This window comes from Chryseobacterium sp. VD8, from assembly GCF_037149975.1.
In the GTDB taxonomy this organism is placed as follows: domain Bacteria; phylum Bacteroidota; class Bacteroidia; order Flavobacteriales; family Weeksellaceae; genus Chryseobacterium; species Chryseobacterium indicum.
In genome coordinates this window covers 1-17,770 of record NZ_JBBCQL010000073.1, presented here as the reverse complement: position 1 = coordinate 17,770, position 17,770 = coordinate 1, and the positions used below count along the sequence as shown (strand labels likewise).

Below are 17,770 nucleotides of genomic sequence, written 5' to 3'. Positions count from 1 at the left end.
GATTTGCCGTGAAAGAATGACCATGAAACAAGGTCTTATATTTGTCATCCGACAAAAACGCGTCGAAAATCTCTTGTGAAGAAGTTGTAATTCCCATCGGCATTGTTCCGCCTGTAAGTCCTTTTGAAAAACACATGATATCCGGTTTTTCCGAAAGATAATTTGCCGCAAACAGCTTTCCGGTTCTCCCGAAACCTGTAAAAACTTCATCCTGAATCATTAAAATTCCGTTTTCTCTGCAAAATTTCATCAGTTCTGATAAATTTTCGGCTTTGTGCATCAACATTCCCGCGGCTCCCTGAATCAGCGGTTCGTAAATGAAGCACGCAATTTCTTCAGCATGATTTTTTATGATGGCTTTTAAATCCTCAATATTCCCGGAAGTCGGCGGATCAATAAAGATCACTTCAAAAAGCATTTCCCCGAAAGGTTTGGTCCAGACACTTCTCCCGCTCACCGACATCGCTCCGAAAGTATCGCCATGATAAGCCTCTTTAAAAGCCAGAATTTTCGTCTTTTCTTTTCCCTGATTATGCCAGAACTGAATACACATTTTCAGCGCCACTTCCACCGCAGTAGAACCGTTATCCGAATAAAAAACCTTCTCCTGATTTTCAGGCAGCAACTTTAATAAATTTTCCGAAAGCTGAATGGCTGGTTCGTGCGTAAATCCTGCAAAAATAACCTGTTCCAGCGTATTCAACTGCTCAGAAACTCTTTGTGCAATGTACAGATTCGCATGGCCGTGAAGCGTAACCCACCACGAAGCCACTGCATCGATGTATTTTTTTCCGTCTTCATCATAAAGATAAATTCCGCTTCCTTTCACGATCGGGATTGCATCTTCCGCTGTTTTCATCTGCGTGTAAGGATGCCAGTTGACGGCTCTGTCGCGCTCTTGTAAATTCATAAATAATTGTTCGTAATATTTAATTTTATCAATGATGAATTGTCAATCGTCAAGTTCAAACGCAAAGACTTTATTTCTAAATTAATATTTTAAGCAAAGTGAAGCAGATTTCATCTGCCATTAAGCAAACGCTTCATCATCCGTCTCTGACGGAAATTTCTTTGCTTTACTCATTATTAAAACAAAACATTTTTCTTTGCGTTTAATCATTCTTTATATTAATAGATAAGTACTGAAAATTCAATGCTGAATTGTCAATCATAAATTGTAAACGCAAAGATTCTATTTCTAAGTTAATATTTCAAGCTAAGCAAAGTCAAGCAGATTTCATCTGCAATTAAGCAAACGCTTCATCATCCGTCTTTGACGGAAATTTCTTTGCTTTACTTATGGATAAAAACAAAGCATTTTCTTTGCGTTTAATCATTCTTTACTTTATAAGTACTAAAAGTATGAATAGAATTCAATACTGAATTGTTATTTTCACACTCCAAAAATTCACGATTGACTATTGACCATTCACTTTTCACCATTCACTTTTCAGCACATCGTTTTCTCCTTCATCATCGGCTTTAATCCCAAAGTCTGCAGCATCTGCATATCCTCAGAAACGCCCGGATTTGGTGTTACCAGAAGCGTTTCCCGTTCTCCGGTAAAGATCGAATTCGCTCCCGCCATGAAACACCATCCCTGCTCAAATTCAGTCATTTCTATTCTTCCTGCGCTTAGACGAACCATTGATGAAGGCATTACAATTCTTGCTGTGGCGATCATTCTTACCATTTCCCAGGTATTCGTTTTTTCGTTATCCTGAAGCGGCGTTCCTTCCACTCTTGCCAATGCATTGATCGGGACAGATTCCGGATGTTTCGGCATTGTTGCCAATGTTAAAAGCATCGAAATCCGGTCCTTTGGCGTTTCTCCCAATCCGATAATTCCTCCCGAACAAACCGTAATTCCGGCTTTTCTTACATTATTAATGGTATTGATTCTATTGTCGAACGTTCTTGTGGAAATAATTTCGTCGTAATATTCCTCAGAAGTATCCAGATTGTGATTATATGCATACAAACCTGCTTCCTGAAGGCGTTTTGCCTGATCTTCCGTTAACATTCCCAACGTACAGCACACTTCCAGTCCAAGTTCATTCACCCCTTTTACCATATCAATAACACGGTCGAAATCACGATTGTCACGCACTTCTCTCCACGCCGCAGCCATACAGAAGCGCGACGAACCGCCTTCTTTTGCTTTTTTCGCGTGTTCTATGACCGTTTCTGTCGGCAGTAAAGCCTGAACTTTAATATTCGTATGATAACGCGCTGCCTGTCCGCAATACGAACAGTCTTCCGGACAGCCTCCTGTTTTAATTGAAAGCAATGTCGACATCTGAACTTCTTCAGGATTATGCCACTCACGATGAACTGTTGCAGCTTTGTAAACAAGTTCCAGAAGTGGAAGATTATAAATTTCTTCTATTTCCTCCTTCGTCCAGTCGTTTCTTAGTTGATTCTTATTCATGATTCTATTTTTTCTAATTGTTTTGCAATATTTTCTATACTTTCTTCTGTTATATTTTCAAGGTCAGGAATTCTTATAATTTCAGTTTCCTGTGGAATATTTTCACAAATAACCCTTTCCGTGTCCGGTGGAAAATTTCCGTTGAGAATTAAATATTTCAGTTTAATTTTCTTTTGGTTTAAAACTAAAACAGACAACAATGTATGATTGATGCAGCCTAAATAATTCTTCACAACCAAAGCAGCGGGAACGTTCAGTTTTTCAATTAAATCAATTATAAATTCATTATCATTCAGCGGAACCATCAATCCTCCCGCTCCTTCTATGATTAAATGATTCTGTGTTTCAGGAAGTTTAAATTCATTCAGATCAATCAGAACTCCTTCTTCCTTTGCTGATTGATGCGGTGATGCAGCCAATTTAAAACGATACTTTTCCGGATGGCAAACCGTATGCTTTCCTACCCAGTTTTTAATTTTCATCGTATCAGAGTTATCCAGATCTCCGGACTGAACCGGTTTCCAATACTCTGCCTCAAAATATTTGGTTAAAACCGCCGAACAAACCGTTTTTCCGACTTCTGTCCCGATTCCCGTGACGAAGAGTGTTTTCTGATTCATATTTTGTATTTCTAATTCAATGTTCATTATTTCAATGTTTTCTTGTCATTTCGACGAAGGAGAAATCTATTCTTTATTGATAATCAATAGAATCGTAATTTCGCGATTGAATGACATTTACGTTTTAAACAAATTCTTTAATAATCCCAGTTAACTTCAAAATTTCCTCTTCTGTATTAAAACTGTGAAGACAAATCCTCAGCCTTTCCGTTCCTTCTTTTACCGTCGGACTGAAAACTGCATACGTTAAAAATCCACTTTCCGATAAAGCATTCTGTACAGTTTTCAACTGACGATTATCCGGAATAATAATCGCCTGAATTGGACTGTTTTCACATGACGGAGTAACCAAATTCTGTTCACGAAAAATTTTAATGTTTTCCTGAAGTTGAATGGATAATCTACCGTTTGCTTTTAAAAATTCATATCCGCTAAAAATACTCATCCATAGAAAATCGTGCGCTGAAGTCGTATAGATAAAAGGGGATGCAAAATTGACGAGATAAGATTTAATTAAATCATTCGTTAAAATCGCCGCACCATGCGTCCCCATTGCTTTTCCATAGGTTACAACCGTTGCCAGAACTTTTTCCTGTAGATTAAACTCACTCACCAAACCGTTTCCAAAAACACCAAAAGCATGGGCTTCATCCACAATTAACTGAGCCTTGTATTTTACTGTGATTTCTGCAATTTCTTTCAAAGGAGCAATATCTCCGTCCATCGAATACAGGCTTTCAACTGCAACATAGGAAAGTCCGGTTTGCTTTTTCAGAATTCTTTCTAAATCTTCAACATCATTATGCTTGAATTTCAGTTTTTTAGCATTCGACATCTTACATGCATCATGAACAGAACGATGAATTTTTTCATCCACAATTATGGTATCATGACGGGTCGGAAGCGTTGAAAACAGAGCCAGATTGGCATTATAACCAGAAGAAAAAAGCAAGGCCGATTCGTATTGATGTTCTTTGGCTATAGATTCTTCTGTTTCAGCAACAGTTGAACTATTTCCGCTGATCAGTCTGGAACCGGTACTTCCTTTCAGTAATTCCGGATTTTCGTTGATTTTTTTTAATAAAATCTGCTGAAAATCTTTATTTCCTGCCAATCCCAAATAATCGTTGGAATAAAAATCCACTCCTTCCTTTTGAGATTTTAAAACCCGTAAGGTTCCGCATTCTTTTCTTTTGTCTAAGGCTTCCTGAAAATGGCGAAAATTATTCAGCATAATTTACCTGTAAAATCTCTTTTGAAATGGCATCAATCCATTGGCTATGGAGATCTTTTTCAATCTCTAAAACAATTTCTGCATGAATTTTCCAGTCTACCGAAAATTCGTCCAACTGATGAATCATTTCCTCCAAATGTCCTTCTTCCTCCAAAATAATTGATTTTACCATAATTTTTGAGGTATATTTTGTCAGAATTTCCTGATAAACAGGATATAATTCATCGGCACGAACTTCAATAGCATATGTTACAAACAGATACGCCGCATATTTTAATTCTTCTTTGCTGAGATTGAAATTCTGCTGAAGATATTTACACGCTTTAATGTCGAGAGAATGAAGATATTGTCTCGTTGCCGTTGCGGCTAAAAGTTCATTGCTATTGTACGTTCTGCAGAATTCAGGATCAATTTTCAGGATCTGCTTTTTAAGATAATAAGCGTGGCGATGTTCTTCCGCAGCGTGCTTTAGCTGTATCAAACTCACGTTAGTCGGATGTTCGCAAGCTGAAATTTTTCTGGCTCCTGCATTTTCCATAAAGGAAAGCGTATTCAGCCATTTTGCGTGTGTTTCATTTTGCTGAACAATTTTTTCTAAAAGACTGTACAATTCCATTCTTTTTTGTTTTGCTTCAAAAGTAGTATATTGCCGGATGGTTGTATGGTGCCAGTTTTAAGATTATGGATAGTCCGGTTAAAATTCCTTATCAGAGTTTCATAAAAATCAATAGAAATTCCGAAGTTTCTATTTACATGCAGATTTCCAATCAGCTTATTAATGCCATTCAGCGCGGTTTTTTGCCATTCGGAACCAAACTTCCGGGAACAAGAATGCTAAGCGAAATGCTGAATGTTCACAGAAATACTATTGTTTCTGTATACGAAGAGCTGTTTTCTCAGGGATGGGTGGAAAGTCTTCCCAACAAAGGAACTTTTATCATCGGAAAAGATCAGTATCAGTTTTTGGAATCGAAAAATTTACAAAAAATTCAGCTCGAAAATTATCCGAAATCAACAGGATTTACCTTCAAAACATCCAATATTTTAGATAATCCTTTTGAATATTCCAATTGTGAATACATTTTTAATGACGGAATTCCCGACATCCGCTTAACTCAGATCGATCAGCATTCCAGAATTTACAGTTCAATTTTGAAAAGAAAGGCGCATAAAATCGGACAGTACAATCAGGATGGAAGTGAATTTTTTAAAGAAAATCTTTCAAAATATTTAAATTTATCCAGAGGACTGCCTATTTCTAAAAATAACCTTCTCATCACAAGAAGCACAGAAATGAGCATTTACATTGCTTCGGAAATTCTTTTATCTGAAGGGGATATTGTTTTAGTTGCAGAACTGAGCTATTTCTCGGTGAACATGATTTTTCAAAAAGCAGGGGTGAAAATAAAATCAGTACCCATTGACAGTGAAGGAATTAACACCGAAGAAGTCAGAAAAATTTGTCAACAGCAAAAAGTGAGAATGCTGTATCTTACACCACATCATCATTATCCTACAACTGTTACGTTGAGCGCGCAGCGCAGATTGGAACTGCTGAATCTTGCAAATGAATTTGGCTTTATTATTCTGGAAGACGATTACGATTACGATTTTCATTATGACAAAAGTCCACTTCTTCCGCTTGCAAGCGCAGATACGAACGGAATGGTGATTTACATCGGTTCTTTCGGAAAATCTCTGGCTCCCGGTTTTCGGACAGGATTTATTGTCGCTCCCGAAAATCTGATGTCTGAAATGAGAAAACATCTGGGAATTATCGACAGACAGGGTGATATTTTAATGGAGCACGTTTTGGGTGAAATGATTGCCGAAGGAGAAATTAACCGATATCTGAAAAAATCATTAAAAATTTATCAGGAAAGAAGAGATTATTTTATTCATCTGATTAAGGAAAACTTAGGAAATTATATACAATTTGAAAAACCGTCGGGCGGACTTGCGGTCTGGGCAGAATGGCAAATTCCTATCAATTTAATGCAGCTTTCTAAAAACTGTGCGCAAAACAATTTATTTATTCCTAAAACCTTACTTTATCAGAATAAAAATCTAACCGCCATCCGTTTAGGATTTGGAAACCTCAATACCACAGAAATGGAAAAATCGGTTGAAATAGTAACGGATCATGTGAAAAAGATGCTTCATTAAAGATTTTTAAATATATTGGTTAGATTTTTGAATGTAAAAAATAACAAAATTGCACCATTGAAACTTATCACATTCACAAATAAAGGCATTTATTGTCCGCAGGGAAAATTTTATATTGATCCTTGGCGACCGGTTGATTTGGCTGTCATTACGCACGGACACGCCGATCACGCACGTTGGGGAATGAAAAAATACTTGTGTCATCATTTTACCAAACCTATTCTGCACAAGAGAATCAGTGAAGATCTTGAAGTTCAGAGCGTGGAATATGGAGAAGTCATCAATATTAACGGTGTAAAAGTTTCACTTCATCCTGCTGGTCATATCATCGGCTCTGCGCAGATCCGGTTGGAATACAAAGGCTATGTAAGCGTGGTTTCAGGAGACTATAAAGTTCAGGATGATGGATTAAGTACCCCTTTCGAACTAGTAAGATGTAATGAATTCGTTACCGAAAGCACTTTCGGACTGCCTATTTACAACTGGCTGGAAGTTCCGGATCTGAATAAAAAACTCCAGAACTGGGTTCTCAGAAATCAGGAAAATCAAAAAACCTCTGTTTTCATCGGTTATTCTCTGGGAAAAGCACAACGCGTAATGAAGGCGGTTGAAGGAATGGGAAAAATCCACGTTCACTACTCGATTGGAAAACTAAATAAAGCCTTTGAAGAAGTCGGAATCGTACTCCCTGATTATGAAATTCCCGATTTCAGAGAAAGCATCAAGCACGTTGCAGGAGATATTGTGATTGTTCCGCCCGCTCTGCTGGATTCCAATGTCATCAAAAAAATTCCGGATGCAGCAACGGCAATTTGTTCCGGATGGATGCAGGTTCGCGGTGCAAGACGATGGCGGAGTGCCGATGCAGGTTTTCCGATGAGCGATCACGCCGACTGGAAAGGTTTGTTACAGGCTATAAAAGCTACCGAAGCTGAAATCGTTCACGTTACGCACGGACAGACCGAAGTTTTTTCTAAATATCTAAATGAAATTGGTATTAAATCTGATGTGGTGGAAACGCTTTACGGCGATGATGATGAGGAAGAAAAAGAGAAAGAAATTATTAAAGACTAATAATTATAGCGATGCAGGAAAGCTCCGTAGGAGCTTACTGTTAATAGAAAAAACAAAATGATAAGGCGGAGCTCCGTAGGAGCGACCTGTTAATAGCCCATCATAATTAACGCCGAATTGCACGCAGCCCGGCTTGAACGGAGCTCCTTTTGTGGAGCAAAGCGGAACAAAAAAGCGGGAGTGGAAGACGGATTAAGCTGCCCAAAAAATTGTTAACATACGTTTAAAAAACGCCAATTAAAATTTATGAAACATTTCGCAGAACTGATCAATGCGCTCGAAAGCACCAATAAGACCAATGCAAAAATCGATGCCATCATCGATTACCTGGAACGTGCGCCTGATGAAGATAAAGTCTGGTTTATTGCTTTGTTTACAGGCAAAAGACCCAAGCGGAATGTGAACACCAACTATATGAAAGAATGGGCTTTGGAAATTACAAAATTACCGTTCTGGCTGTTTCAGGAAAGCTACTCTTCAGTCGGAGATTTAGGAGAAACCATTTCCTTGATTCTTCCGCCGCCCACGAAAAAAATTGAACATTCTTTATCAGATTGGATGAATGACATCATTAATCTAAAAACTAAAACTGACGCTGAGAAAAAAGAATTTGTCCTGACTTCTTGGAATGGTTTGCATTACACGGAACGGCTGATTTTCAATAAATTATTGGGTGGAAGTTTCAGAATCGGGGTTTCAGATAAAACTTTGATTAATGCTCTGACGAAGTTTTCCGGACAGGAATCCAGCGCATTGATGCACAGTTTAATGGGAAAATGGCAGCCGACAGATGCTTCATTTCAGGAGTTAATTTCGGCTGAAAATGTAAATCCCGATAATTCAAAACCCTATCCTTTTTGTCTGGCTTATCCATTGGAAAAAGATTTGGAAGAACTCGGAAAATCCGATGAATGGCTGATTGAATACAAATGGGACGGAATCCGCGGACAGATTATCAAGCGTAATGATGAAGTTTTCATTTGGTCGAGAGGAGAAGAACTGGTGACGCAACAGTTTCCCGAAATCGCAGAAACCGTTCAGCAAATGAGCGGAAATTTTGTAATTGACGGCGAAATTCTCGCGGTAAAAGACGATAAAGTTTTAAATTTTAACGAATTACAAAAACGTCTCAATCGAAAGACATTAACAAAGAAAATGCTTTCCGAAATTCCGATCGAAGTCTTTGCCTATGATCTTTTAGAACTGGAAGGAAACGATTTGCGTGAAAAGCCCATCTCCGCAAGACGTGCCATGCTGGAAGAATTATTATTGAATGAAAACCCTGAAAATATCAAAATTTCCGAATCAATAGAATTTGAAAACTGGGAAGAATTAAATCAAATCAGAGAAAATTCAAGGGACATTAACAGTGAGGGTTTGATGCTGAAACAGAAAAATTCACCTTATCATTCCGGACGAAAAAAAGGCGATTGGTGGAAATGGAAAATCAGTCCTTTAACGATTGATGCGGTTCTGATTTACGCCCAAAAAGGAAGCGGAAGACGAAGCGCATACTACACCGATTACACCTTCGCTGTGAAAAACGAAGATAAATTGGTCACCATTGCTAAAGCATATTCCGGATTAACGGATAAAGAAATTATGGAAGTCAGTAAATTTGTGAATAAGAATGCCATTGAAAAATTCGGCCCCGTTCGAACAGTAAAAGCTGAATTGGTTTTTGAAATTGCTTTTGAAGGAATCGGCTTCAGCAACCGTCATAAAAGTGGTGTTGCACTGCGTTTTCCAAGAATTTTACGATGGCGAAAAGATAAAACGGTAGATGAAATTGATGATCTGGAAGAAATAAAAAAATTAATACAGTAATAAATTAATCGCAAGGAGAAACAATTTTTTTTTTATACTTTGCTTACTAAATGTTAAACTAAGCCGCTTCGCTTATCAAGGAAACACAATTTGTATTTCCTTGATAAATGAAATGCCATTGTCTATCTTTAAAAAGATGAATTTTATAATCCCTTGTTTGACTTTGCGATAAATAAAAAGAAATAATTTGAGCAACTTCGAAAATACCAACGGTTTCAAAGTCATTCATCAGTGGATGGCGAAAGTATAAAACGGTGGATGAGATTGATGATCTGGAAGAAATAAAAAAATTAATACAGTAATAAATTAATCGCAAGGAGAAACAATTTTTTTTATACTTTGCTTACTAAATGTTAAACTAAGCCGCTTCGCTTATCAAGGAAATATAATTTGTATTTCTTTGATAAATGAAATGCCATTGTTTATCTTTAAAAAGATGATTTTTATAATCCTTTGTTTGACTTTGCGATAAATAAAAAGAAATAATTTGAGCAACTTCGAAAATACCAACGGCTTTAAAGTCATTCAGCAGTGGATGGCGGATAAAGGCAATTCCCCTTTTAAATTTCAGATCGATACGTGGCAGAAATTTGAGAACGGCTACAGCGGAATGGTCATTGCTCCGACCGGTTTCGGGAAAACATTTTCTGTTTTCTTAGCATTGCTAATCCACTTTTTAAACCATCCTGAACAATATGGAAAAGGTTTAAAAATGATCTGGATCACACCGCTCCGATCACTGTCCAAAGACATTGCCAAAGCGATGCAGGAGGCCATTGACGAAATCGGACTGGATTGGGCAGTTGGAGTAAGAAACGGCGACACAGATCAGAAAGTACGGCAGCAACAGGTAAAAAATATGCCTGAAATTCTTGTGGTGACACCGGAAAGCTTACATCTTCTTCTCGGGCAGAAAAATCACGAACGCTTTTTTAAGGAACTGAAAACCATCGTTGTCGACGAATGGCACGAATTGCTCGGTTCAAAACGTGGTGTAATGGTGGAATTGGGCATTTCCCAGCTCACAAAATATGCTCCTAAAATGAAAATCTGGGGAATTACAGCAACTATCGGAAATCTGGATGAAGCGATGGATGTTTTAATTCCGTATGATATTAAAAAAACAAAAATTACCGCCAAAGAACAGAAGAAAATTGATATTCTTCCCGTTTTTCCGGATGAAGTGGAAATTCTTCCGTGGGCGGGACATTTAGGTGCAAAATTAGCTAATAAAATTGTTCCCATCATTTTAGAATCGAAATCTACGATTGTTTTTACGAATACGCGAAGCCAAAGTGAAATGTGGTATCAGTTGTTACTTGAAGCCTATCCCGATTTTGCAGGACAGATTGCCATTCATCACAGTTCGATTGATGCTCATTTGAGAATCTGGATTGAGGAAAATCTAAGTTCCGGAAAGTTAAAAGCCGTCGTTTCCACCTCTTCTTTGGATCTGGGAATTGATTTTAAGCCGGTTGATACCGTTATTCAGATTGGTTCTGCAAAAGGCGTTGCGAGATTTTTGCAGCGTGCAGGACGAAGTGGTCACTCCCCTTTTGAAACTTCAAAAATCTATTGTGTTCCGACACATTCCTTGGAACTGATTGAAGTTGCCGCTTTAAAAGAAGCCGTAAAACAAAAAGTGATTGAGCCGAGAGATCCACAGGTTCTGTGTTTTGATGTTTTGGTTCAGTTTTTAATGACTTTGGCGGTCGGTGACGGATTTTATCCGCAGGAATTGTACGAAAGGATTAAAAAAGTATATGCTTTTCAGGAAATGACGGATGAAGAATGGAAAAGCATTCTCGATTTTCTTACCATCGGCGGAAGTGTATTGAAAAGCTATGAAGAATTCCATAAAATCGTGATTCAGGAAGACGGTCTTTATAAAGTAACGTCCCGAAAAATTGCGATGCTTCACCGGATGAATATGGGCGTTATCGTAAGCGATGCGATGCTGAAAGTGAAATTCATTTCCGGCGGTTATATCGGAATGGTGGAAGAATATTTTATTTCAAAACTCAAAAAAGACGAAAAATTTATATTGGCAGGAAGAGTTCTGGAAGTTGCGATGATTAAAGATATGACGGTTTTTGTCCGCGCTGCCAAAGGAAAAGCTTTTGCACCGAGTTATCTGGGAGGAAGACTGCCTTTAAGTTCAAATTTAGGTCAGTTTTTAAGAGAAAAATTATCCGGAGCCCTTAATCCGAAAGCTTCAGAAAAAGAACTGAAATTTCTGCATCCTTTGCTGATGAATCAGGAAGAACGATCTCACATCCCAAAAGAGGACGAATTTCTGGTTGAACTCATTAAAAACCGCGAAGGATACCATCTGTTCATGTATCCGTTTGAAGGTCGGCTTGTTCACGAGGTGATGTCGGCTTTAATTGCGTACAGAATCTCCAAACTGGCTCCCATTTCCTTTTCAATGGCGATGAATGATTATGGTTTTGAACTGTTCAGCGACAAAGAAATTCCGCTGAATGAAGAAAATCTCCATAAAATTCTGAGCAGGGAAAATCTGATGACCGATGTAATTTCCAGCATCAATTCAGCAGAAATGGCAAGAAGAAAATTCCGTGACATTGCGGTCATTTCCGGAATGGTGATCCAGAATTATGCAGGAAAACAGCGTTCCAACAAATCTCTGCAAAGTTCGGCAGGATTAATTTTCAAAGTTCTCGAAGATTACGATCCGAACCATTTTCTTGTAAGACAGGCTTATACAGAAGTTTTTAATGCGCAATTGCAGGAACAGCGATTGGTGGAAGCCTTTAAACGGATTGAAAAATCAAAAATAATTTTGAAATTTGCCAATACTTTTACCCCGCTGAGTTTCCCGATAAAAGTGGACAGTCTGCGACAGACGCTTTCCAGCGAAGGACTGGATGCGAGAATTCAGAAACTGATTCAGCAGGCGAAAAAAGGGAAATAATTTTTATCTGGGCAGCTTAATCCGCCCTCCGTTCCCGCTTTTTTGTTCCGCGATGCTGCACAAAAAGAGCTCCACTCAGGTCGGGCTGCGAATTTAGTCATCAGAACAAAAGTTAGCGGAAATCAGAAAACAATTATGAAAATAGTAACAAAAAATATCCACATTCAGGACGAAGTCTTTACATTAACCAATCAGAGAGCATTATTCTGGAAAAAAGAAAAAGCCTTGATCCTGTCGGATCTTCACATTGGAAAAACAGCCCATTTCCGCAAAAACGGAATTGCGCTTTCCGATCATATTTTTGAAAATGATCTGCAGCGTTTATCCGTTTTAATCGAATATTTTCAGCCGGAAAAATTTATTGTTGTCGGCGATCTGCTTCACGCGGGAGACAATTCGGGAGTAGACAAATTCTGCGAATGGAAAAATGAATTTCCAAATCTTGAATTTCATCTCGTAGAAGGCAATCACGACAGAATTTCAAAGAAACTCGAAGCCAAACTCTGCCTTAATTTCAAGGACGAAACCCTAAATATTGATGATTTTTTATTCGTCCACGATTTTCAGAAAAAGAATGAAAAATTTCAGATTACAGGACATATTCATCCCGGATTTGTCATTAATTCTGTGGTTAAAAAAATCAAACTTCCGTGTTTTGTGGTGACAGAAAATCAATTGTTGCTTCCCGCTTTCAGTGAATTTACAGGTTTAGACACAAAAAATCTCCCTAAAAAAGGAAGATTCTATGTATTTACGGATGCTGAAATTTATGAGATTTAGGAGAAAATTTAAATAAAATCAGTCTAAAATTTTCTTCATCATCAGATCAGTCTGTTCGTCATTTCCCAAACGGAAAATATGCTTGTCAAATTCTTCAAAACCATTCTTCTTATAAAAATTGACGGCTCGTTTATTCTCTTCCCAAACTCCCAGCCAAATGTATTTTTTGTGGTGTGAAACGGCAATATCCAGAGCTTTGCTGTACAAAAGCTGTCCGACTTTTTTACCATGGTGCGAACTTTTCACATAAATTCTTTCAATTTCCACAGACGATTCGTCCTGAAGTTCGGTTTGTGCATTTCCAAAATTAATTTTCAGATAAGCTACTACATTTTCGTCATCATAAGCGATATAAAACTCAGAATGAGAGTTATTTAATTCTTTTGTCAGTTTTTCTTCCGCAAAACTTTCGGTAAGATACTTCTGAATCTGCTCTTCTGAGTTATGAGGTGCAAAAGTTTCATAAAATGTCTCTTTTCCTATTTTCTGAATGATTCCAAGATCACTTAAAGAAGCTTTTTTAATGATAATTGCCTCCATTTTACGAAAACAGAATTTTATTAAACGCTTCCGAAGCCAGATGAACCTGAACAGCCCAATCGTCCGCAGCATCACTTCCTGCATCGTCGGAAATATATTTCAGGCACAGGAAAGGAATTTCTTCCTTCATCGCGATCAAAGCCAGAGGATAAGCTTCCATATCCACAATATTATAAACCGTTTCCGAATGATTCATCTCAAAACTGTCGCCGCTTCCGCAGATTCCTTCCGGAAGATCCTGTCTTTTCAAACCATATTCCAAAACGGGCGGAATTCCTGAAAGCGGGGTTTCGTACAGGCTGAAACCAAGTCCTCTTACATCCATATCGCGCTGGATGAATTTTGTACAGCATACAACATCTCCTTTATGGAAACTTTTGCTTCCGGCAGAACCCAGATTAATGATTAGTTTTGGACGTTTACGATAGATTTCTTTCGTTAATTCCATTGCTGCATTTACTTTTCCGATGCCTGTAATCAGTTTATTTTTATCGTTAAATACTTTTCCTGCTTCAGAATCCAAAGCAAAAACAAAAAGAGTGTCTTCAATCAAAAACTGAAGTTCGTCGTTTATTTTTATCATTTAATTAAGCTTAAATTTCACAACCATCTGCATCACAAGAAGCTCCGTTATCCGAAAGATTTTGCAGTGGAGTTACCGTTTCATCGTAAGTCTGCTGCAATGCGCTGGCAAAAAGTTCTACAGGCTGCGCTCCGGAAACCGCATATTTTCCGTTCAGTACGAAAAACGGAACGCCGGAAACGCCATTGTTTCTCGCTTCCATAATATCTTTGCTGATTTCAGTATTATACTCTTCGGAAGCTAAAACTTTCTGAGCTTCTTCCCGATCAATCCCCAAAGAACCGGCAAGATCAACCAGTGTTTCCACATCTCCTACATTTTTACCATCTACAAAATGAGCAATGAAAAGGGCTTCTTCCATTTCGTTTGCCTTATTGTATTTTTTAGCTAAATGCAAAATTTTATGAGCGGAAAATGTATTGGTGATCAATGCTTTTTCGAAATTAAAATCAATTCCGGCTCCGCTTCCCATCTGTTTTACCTGCGCGATCATCTGCTGCGCCTGAGCTTCAGGGAAACCTTTCTTTTCTTTAAAATATTCGGAAGTTGTCTTTGTTTCTTTCGGGTCTAAAGTAGGATCTAACTGAAAACTTTTCCACTCCACTTCTACCTGATCTTTAAAAGGCAGATTTTCCAGTGCTTTTTCAAAATTGTTTTTTCCTATATAACAGAACGGACACATCACATCCGACCAGATTTCTACTTTCATTTTCAATATATTTTTATACTGTTTTAACGCAAAGTGCGCGAAGATTTTTTTAATAGCTATTCGTTTTTAAGTTCACAGAGTCGTTTGACTACGTCGAATCTTAGATTTCACTTAAATAAGCACACAGAGCGTTTTTTTATTTTTAAATTCTTTTTTTCCGGTTTTTTTTAAACAGCAGTACAAAAATACTCAATTTACTGCTAAAAAGTTTACTGCATTTATTGGTTTTGCTGATGAAAGGTATTGACGGAAATATTTCATTGTTTTATAAATATTCAGGAAATTTGCTCCATGAAAATCATACCACTGAAAGAAGGAAATTTTTCTACCAGTAAGACAAAAGATTTTACGCTTTTAACTGAAGAAAATAAAGATACGGTTAAAGGAATCAGAATGTCTGTTACTCCTTTTTTAATCATTACAGAAAATGATACTATTCTTCTGGATGCAGGAATCGGATGGAAAAATGAAGAGGGAAAAACGGTGATTTCAAAAATTCTGGAAAGAGAAAATGTTCATTCTGATCAGATTACCAAAGTTTTGCTTTCTCATCTTCACAAAGACCATATTGAAACAACAATTACCAGAACCGAAAACGGATTTCAACCTACCTTTCCGAATGCGGAAATCTACATCCAGAAGCGTGAACTGGCTTTCGCAATGGAAAACCGGGGAAATTATTCTTTTGATTTTGATACGCTTGAAAAGCTGATCGAACTTGAAAATATTGTCTGGATGGATGAAGACAAGGGAAATATTACGAACGAAATTTCGTTTGAAGTTGTCGGAGGTCACACTCCGTTTATGCAGGTGTTTTGGGTGAAAGAAGAAAATGAGACTGTTTTTTACGGAGCAGATAATCTTCCTCAGCAATCTTATTTAAAATATCATCTGGCTTACAAAAGTGATTTCGACGGAAAAAAGGCAATGAATTTAAGGATGAAATGGGAAAAAGAAGCTATCGAAAACCATTGGAAAGTTTTATTGTACCACGATCTGGATACTGCTGTTCTGGAATTTTAAACAAAAAAAATGGTTTAAAGATCATTAAACCATTTATAAATATCCATCTCAGAAGCAATATTAAGCTTTTTACGAAGCCTGTTCTTACGGTTTTGTATTGCTTTGGGAGTTACAAACGTGTACGTTGCAATCTCTTTAGTCGTTAAATTCAGTTTTAAATAAATACAAAAAATAAGTTCTGAGTTTTTAAGATTGGGCTGGATTGCAGATAATTTACTGAAGAAATCCGGCTCAACCAATCTGAATTTATTCAGCAGACGGGGCGAATTTTCTTTCGCTAATGCTAAAATCTCGTCCTGTACAAAAATCTTTTGGTTTAAATCTTCTAAATTGAATTCAGTCTTTTCGTTTTTCATAATTTCTCATCTCTACTAATTTCTGACGCTTTCCAAAAAAGCTTCAGCATAAATTTCTACGCTCTTTTACTTCGGTTCCGCAGTTAATTTTTTATCGGTTGAAGTAATTTTTTAGTTTTGAATATTTTACTATTTCAATACCATTTATTTGCTTATTTTTTCTTTGTTTTTGAATTTATGCTTAAAATAATATCGTGAAAACAACGATTAAGATTTTAGCCAAAGACAAAGAAAGAAAAAATGATTAAAATTTTATATAATTAAAATACCACATACATACCACGTTATTCTTCGGGCAGCCTTATTTTTCGGGATATTTTTTTTGACATTTTCAATTAACTGTGAACAAAACTAGAAGTTTTTGTCATCTTTTTTTATGATTACAATCAATTGCACATGAAAATATAGTCTAAAGCCGGAACTGAAAAACCTTTTTCCTTTGTAGCATTCTGAAAATCAAAAAATTACCCTCTTTGATACATAAAAAAGTGATCAGGAAAAATAAATTAGTCCGGACTGTTTAAAATCTAATAACGAAATATGGGATAAATGACTGAAAAAATTAAAGATTCAGTTGTTTCTGGAATTCTTCAAAATATTGCGCGAGATGGAGACCGTCTGCCAAACCGTGATGCGCTTCTATAGAAACCGGAAGAAACTTTTTTCCTTCTCTGTTACTGAATTTTCCGAAGGCGATTTTAGGAATGCATTCTTTAGGATCAAAATTCGTAGGATGCAGCAGCGCGCTGAAAGAAGTCCACGGAATAGAAGTATGCCTGATATGATTGATCGGCAAACCATCATTACTGATTCCGAGTCCTTTAGAATTTTGTACGGCTTTTACCTGTTCCTGAAGTCTTTCATTAAAAACTTCAAAATTTTCAGAATAGTGAAAGAATGAAAACCCGAAAGTTCCGTCTTCCCTGCCAATTGTACTTCCCACATGAACCTCATCATATAAAATTACCTCATCATTTACAATTCTCAGTTTCAGGGCATCTACAGAGTTTACAGCTATCATGGATTTGTAAAGATATGCCGCAAAAAACGACTGTTTATTCTTTTTCGCCTCATCATAAGCTTTGGTACAGTCTACTTCCGAAGTAAATCCGAAATAAGGGCTTTTCATTTTAGAAAAAAATTCGAAATGCTCTTTCCTGTTCCAGCTCTCAATATCTATAATCTTCACTGCTCTATTTTTTGCAAATGTCTGCAAGATTTATCAATTATAAAAATTATCAGGAAATAAATGCTTCCGGCAACGTATTTTTGTACAGGATTTGCAGTAAAATCTCCAGGTTATTATTCAACAAAACTATTGGAAATGAAAGAAAAAGCAGGATTTATCGGATTGGGAAATATGGGATATCCTATGGCGAAAAATTTAGAAAAAGCGGGAGTTCCGTTATCCGTTTACAACAGAACTCCGGCAAAGGCGGAAGATTTTAAAGAAAATTCTGTTGTTTATGATAAGGTGGAAGATGTCGTAAAA

Annotated in this window: 17 protein-coding genes; 7 read left to right on the top strand and 10 right to left on the bottom strand. The window is 37.2% G+C overall.

The window, feature by feature from the left end; all coding sequences use genetic code 11:
* From bioA to WFK35_RS10290, 5 genes are all read right to left on the bottom strand, one after another.
* The coding region (gene bioA / locus WFK35_RS10310; RefSeq protein WP_336732583.1) for an adenosylmethionine--8-amino-7-oxononanoate transaminase at positions 1 to 910 on the bottom strand (910 nt) is incomplete at its 3' end.
* 540 nt (positions 911 to 1,450) lie between these two features.
* Positions 1,451 to 2,431, bottom strand: a complete 981-nt coding sequence (gene bioB / locus WFK35_RS10305) for a biotin synthase BioB (protein WP_235130759.1) — start codon at positions 2,429 to 2,431, stop codon at positions 1,451 to 1,453.
* A complete protein-coding gene (gene bioD / locus WFK35_RS10300; protein WP_336732582.1) occupies positions 2,428 to 3,078 on the bottom strand; it encodes a dethiobiotin synthase in 651 nt (216 codons plus the stop codon). Before bioD ends, bioB begins: the two co-directional genes overlap by 4 nt.
* A 97-nt stretch (positions 3,079 to 3,175) precedes the next feature.
* Entirely contained in the window at positions 3,176 to 4,285 is a 1,110-nt protein-coding gene (locus tag WFK35_RS10295) for an aminotransferase class I/II-fold pyridoxal phosphate-dependent enzyme (protein WP_336732581.1), read from the bottom strand.
* Positions 4,275 to 4,901, bottom strand: a complete 627-nt coding sequence (locus tag WFK35_RS10290; protein WP_442892034.1) for a hypothetical protein — start codon at positions 4,899 to 4,901, stop codon at positions 4,275 to 4,277. The genes WFK35_RS10295 and WFK35_RS10290 overlap by 11 nt, the downstream gene beginning before the upstream one ends.
* A 65-nt stretch (positions 4,902 to 4,966) precedes the next feature.
* On the opposite strand from WFK35_RS10290, the gene WFK35_RS10285 reads away from it, so the two are divergent.
* The 5 genes from WFK35_RS10285 to pdeM all read left to right on the top strand — a co-directional run bounded on the left by WFK35_RS10285 (position 4,967) and on the right by pdeM (position 13,067).
* Positions 4,967 to 6,451, top strand: coding sequence for an aminotransferase-like domain-containing protein (locus WFK35_RS10285; protein WP_336732580.1), 1,485 nt, complete (start codon positions 4,967 to 4,969; stop codon positions 6,449 to 6,451).
* 57 nt (positions 6,452 to 6,508) lie between these two features.
* On the top strand, positions 6,509 to 7,525 hold the full coding sequence (locus tag WFK35_RS10280; RefSeq protein ID WP_336715615.1) for a ligase-associated DNA damage response exonuclease: 1,017 nt from the start codon (positions 6,509 to 6,511) through the stop codon (positions 7,523 to 7,525).
* Positions 7,526 to 7,771: 246 nt separating this feature from the next.
* A complete protein-coding gene (locus WFK35_RS10275) occupies positions 7,772 to 9,352 on the top strand; it encodes an ATP-dependent DNA ligase (protein ID WP_336732579.1) in 1,581 nt (526 codons plus the stop codon).
* A gap of 487 nt (positions 9,353 to 9,839) precedes the next feature.
* Positions 9,840 to 12,287 carry a ligase-associated DNA damage response DEXH box helicase gene (locus tag WFK35_RS10270; RefSeq protein ID WP_336732578.1) on the top strand — a complete coding sequence of 816 codons (2,448 nt, stop codon included), beginning with the start codon at positions 9,840 to 9,842 and terminating at the stop codon, positions 12,285 to 12,287.
* A gap of 135 nt (positions 12,288 to 12,422) precedes the next feature.
* Positions 12,423 to 13,067, top strand: coding sequence for a ligase-associated DNA damage response endonuclease PdeM (gene pdeM, locus WFK35_RS10265; RefSeq protein WP_336732577.1), 645 nt, complete (start codon positions 12,423 to 12,425; stop codon positions 13,065 to 13,067).
* 18 nt (positions 13,068 to 13,085) lie between these two features.
* On the opposite strand, the gene WFK35_RS10260 is transcribed toward pdeM, so the two are convergent.
* Genes WFK35_RS10260 through WFK35_RS10250 form a run of 3 tightly spaced genes read right to left on the bottom strand, consistent with a single transcriptional unit; the run spans position 13,086 to position 14,899 of the window.
* A complete protein-coding gene (locus WFK35_RS10260) occupies positions 13,086 to 13,607 on the bottom strand; it encodes a GNAT family N-acetyltransferase (protein WP_336732576.1) in 522 nt (173 codons plus the stop codon).
* 1 nt (position 13,608) lies between these two features.
* Positions 13,609 to 14,190: a 5'-methylthioadenosine/S-adenosylhomocysteine nucleosidase family protein gene (locus tag WFK35_RS10255; protein WP_336732575.1), complete on the bottom strand. Its 582-nt coding sequence runs from the start codon at positions 14,188 to 14,190 to the stop codon at positions 13,609 to 13,611.
* Between the two features lie 10 nt (positions 14,191 to 14,200).
* Positions 14,201 to 14,899 carry a DsbA family oxidoreductase gene (locus tag WFK35_RS10250; RefSeq protein WP_336732574.1) on the bottom strand — a complete coding sequence of 233 codons (699 nt, stop codon included), beginning with the start codon at positions 14,897 to 14,899 and terminating at the stop codon, positions 14,201 to 14,203.
* 291 nt (positions 14,900 to 15,190) lie between these two features.
* Here WFK35_RS10250 and WFK35_RS10245 point away from each other — a divergent pair, with 291 nt between their 5' ends.
* The gene (locus tag WFK35_RS10245; protein ID WP_336732573.1) at positions 15,191 to 15,922 is read left to right on the top strand and encodes an MBL fold metallo-hydrolase; all 732 of its coding nucleotides are present in this window, start codon (positions 15,191 to 15,193) and stop codon (positions 15,920 to 15,922) included.
* Positions 15,923 to 15,936: 14 nt separating this feature from the next.
* On the opposite strand, the gene WFK35_RS10240 is transcribed toward WFK35_RS10245, so the two are convergent.
* Together WFK35_RS10240 and WFK35_RS10235 are read right to left on the bottom strand one after the other, a co-directional pair.
* Positions 15,937 to 16,278 (bottom strand): helix-turn-helix transcriptional regulator, encoded by a 342-nt coding sequence (locus tag WFK35_RS10240; protein ID WP_214589802.1) that lies wholly within the window; start codon positions 16,276 to 16,278, stop codon positions 15,937 to 15,939.
* A 562-nt stretch (positions 16,279 to 16,840) separates the two neighbouring features.
* Positions 16,841 to 17,467 carry a chloramphenicol acetyltransferase gene (locus WFK35_RS10235; RefSeq protein ID WP_336732572.1) on the bottom strand — a complete coding sequence of 209 codons (627 nt, stop codon included), beginning with the start codon at positions 17,465 to 17,467 and terminating at the stop codon, positions 16,841 to 16,843.
* A gap of 60 nt (positions 17,468 to 17,527) precedes the next feature.
* Here WFK35_RS10235 and WFK35_RS10230 point away from each other — a divergent pair.
* The coding region (locus WFK35_RS10230; RefSeq protein ID WP_442892032.1) for an NAD(P)-binding domain-containing protein at positions 17,528 to 17,770 on the top strand (243 nt) is incomplete at its 3' end.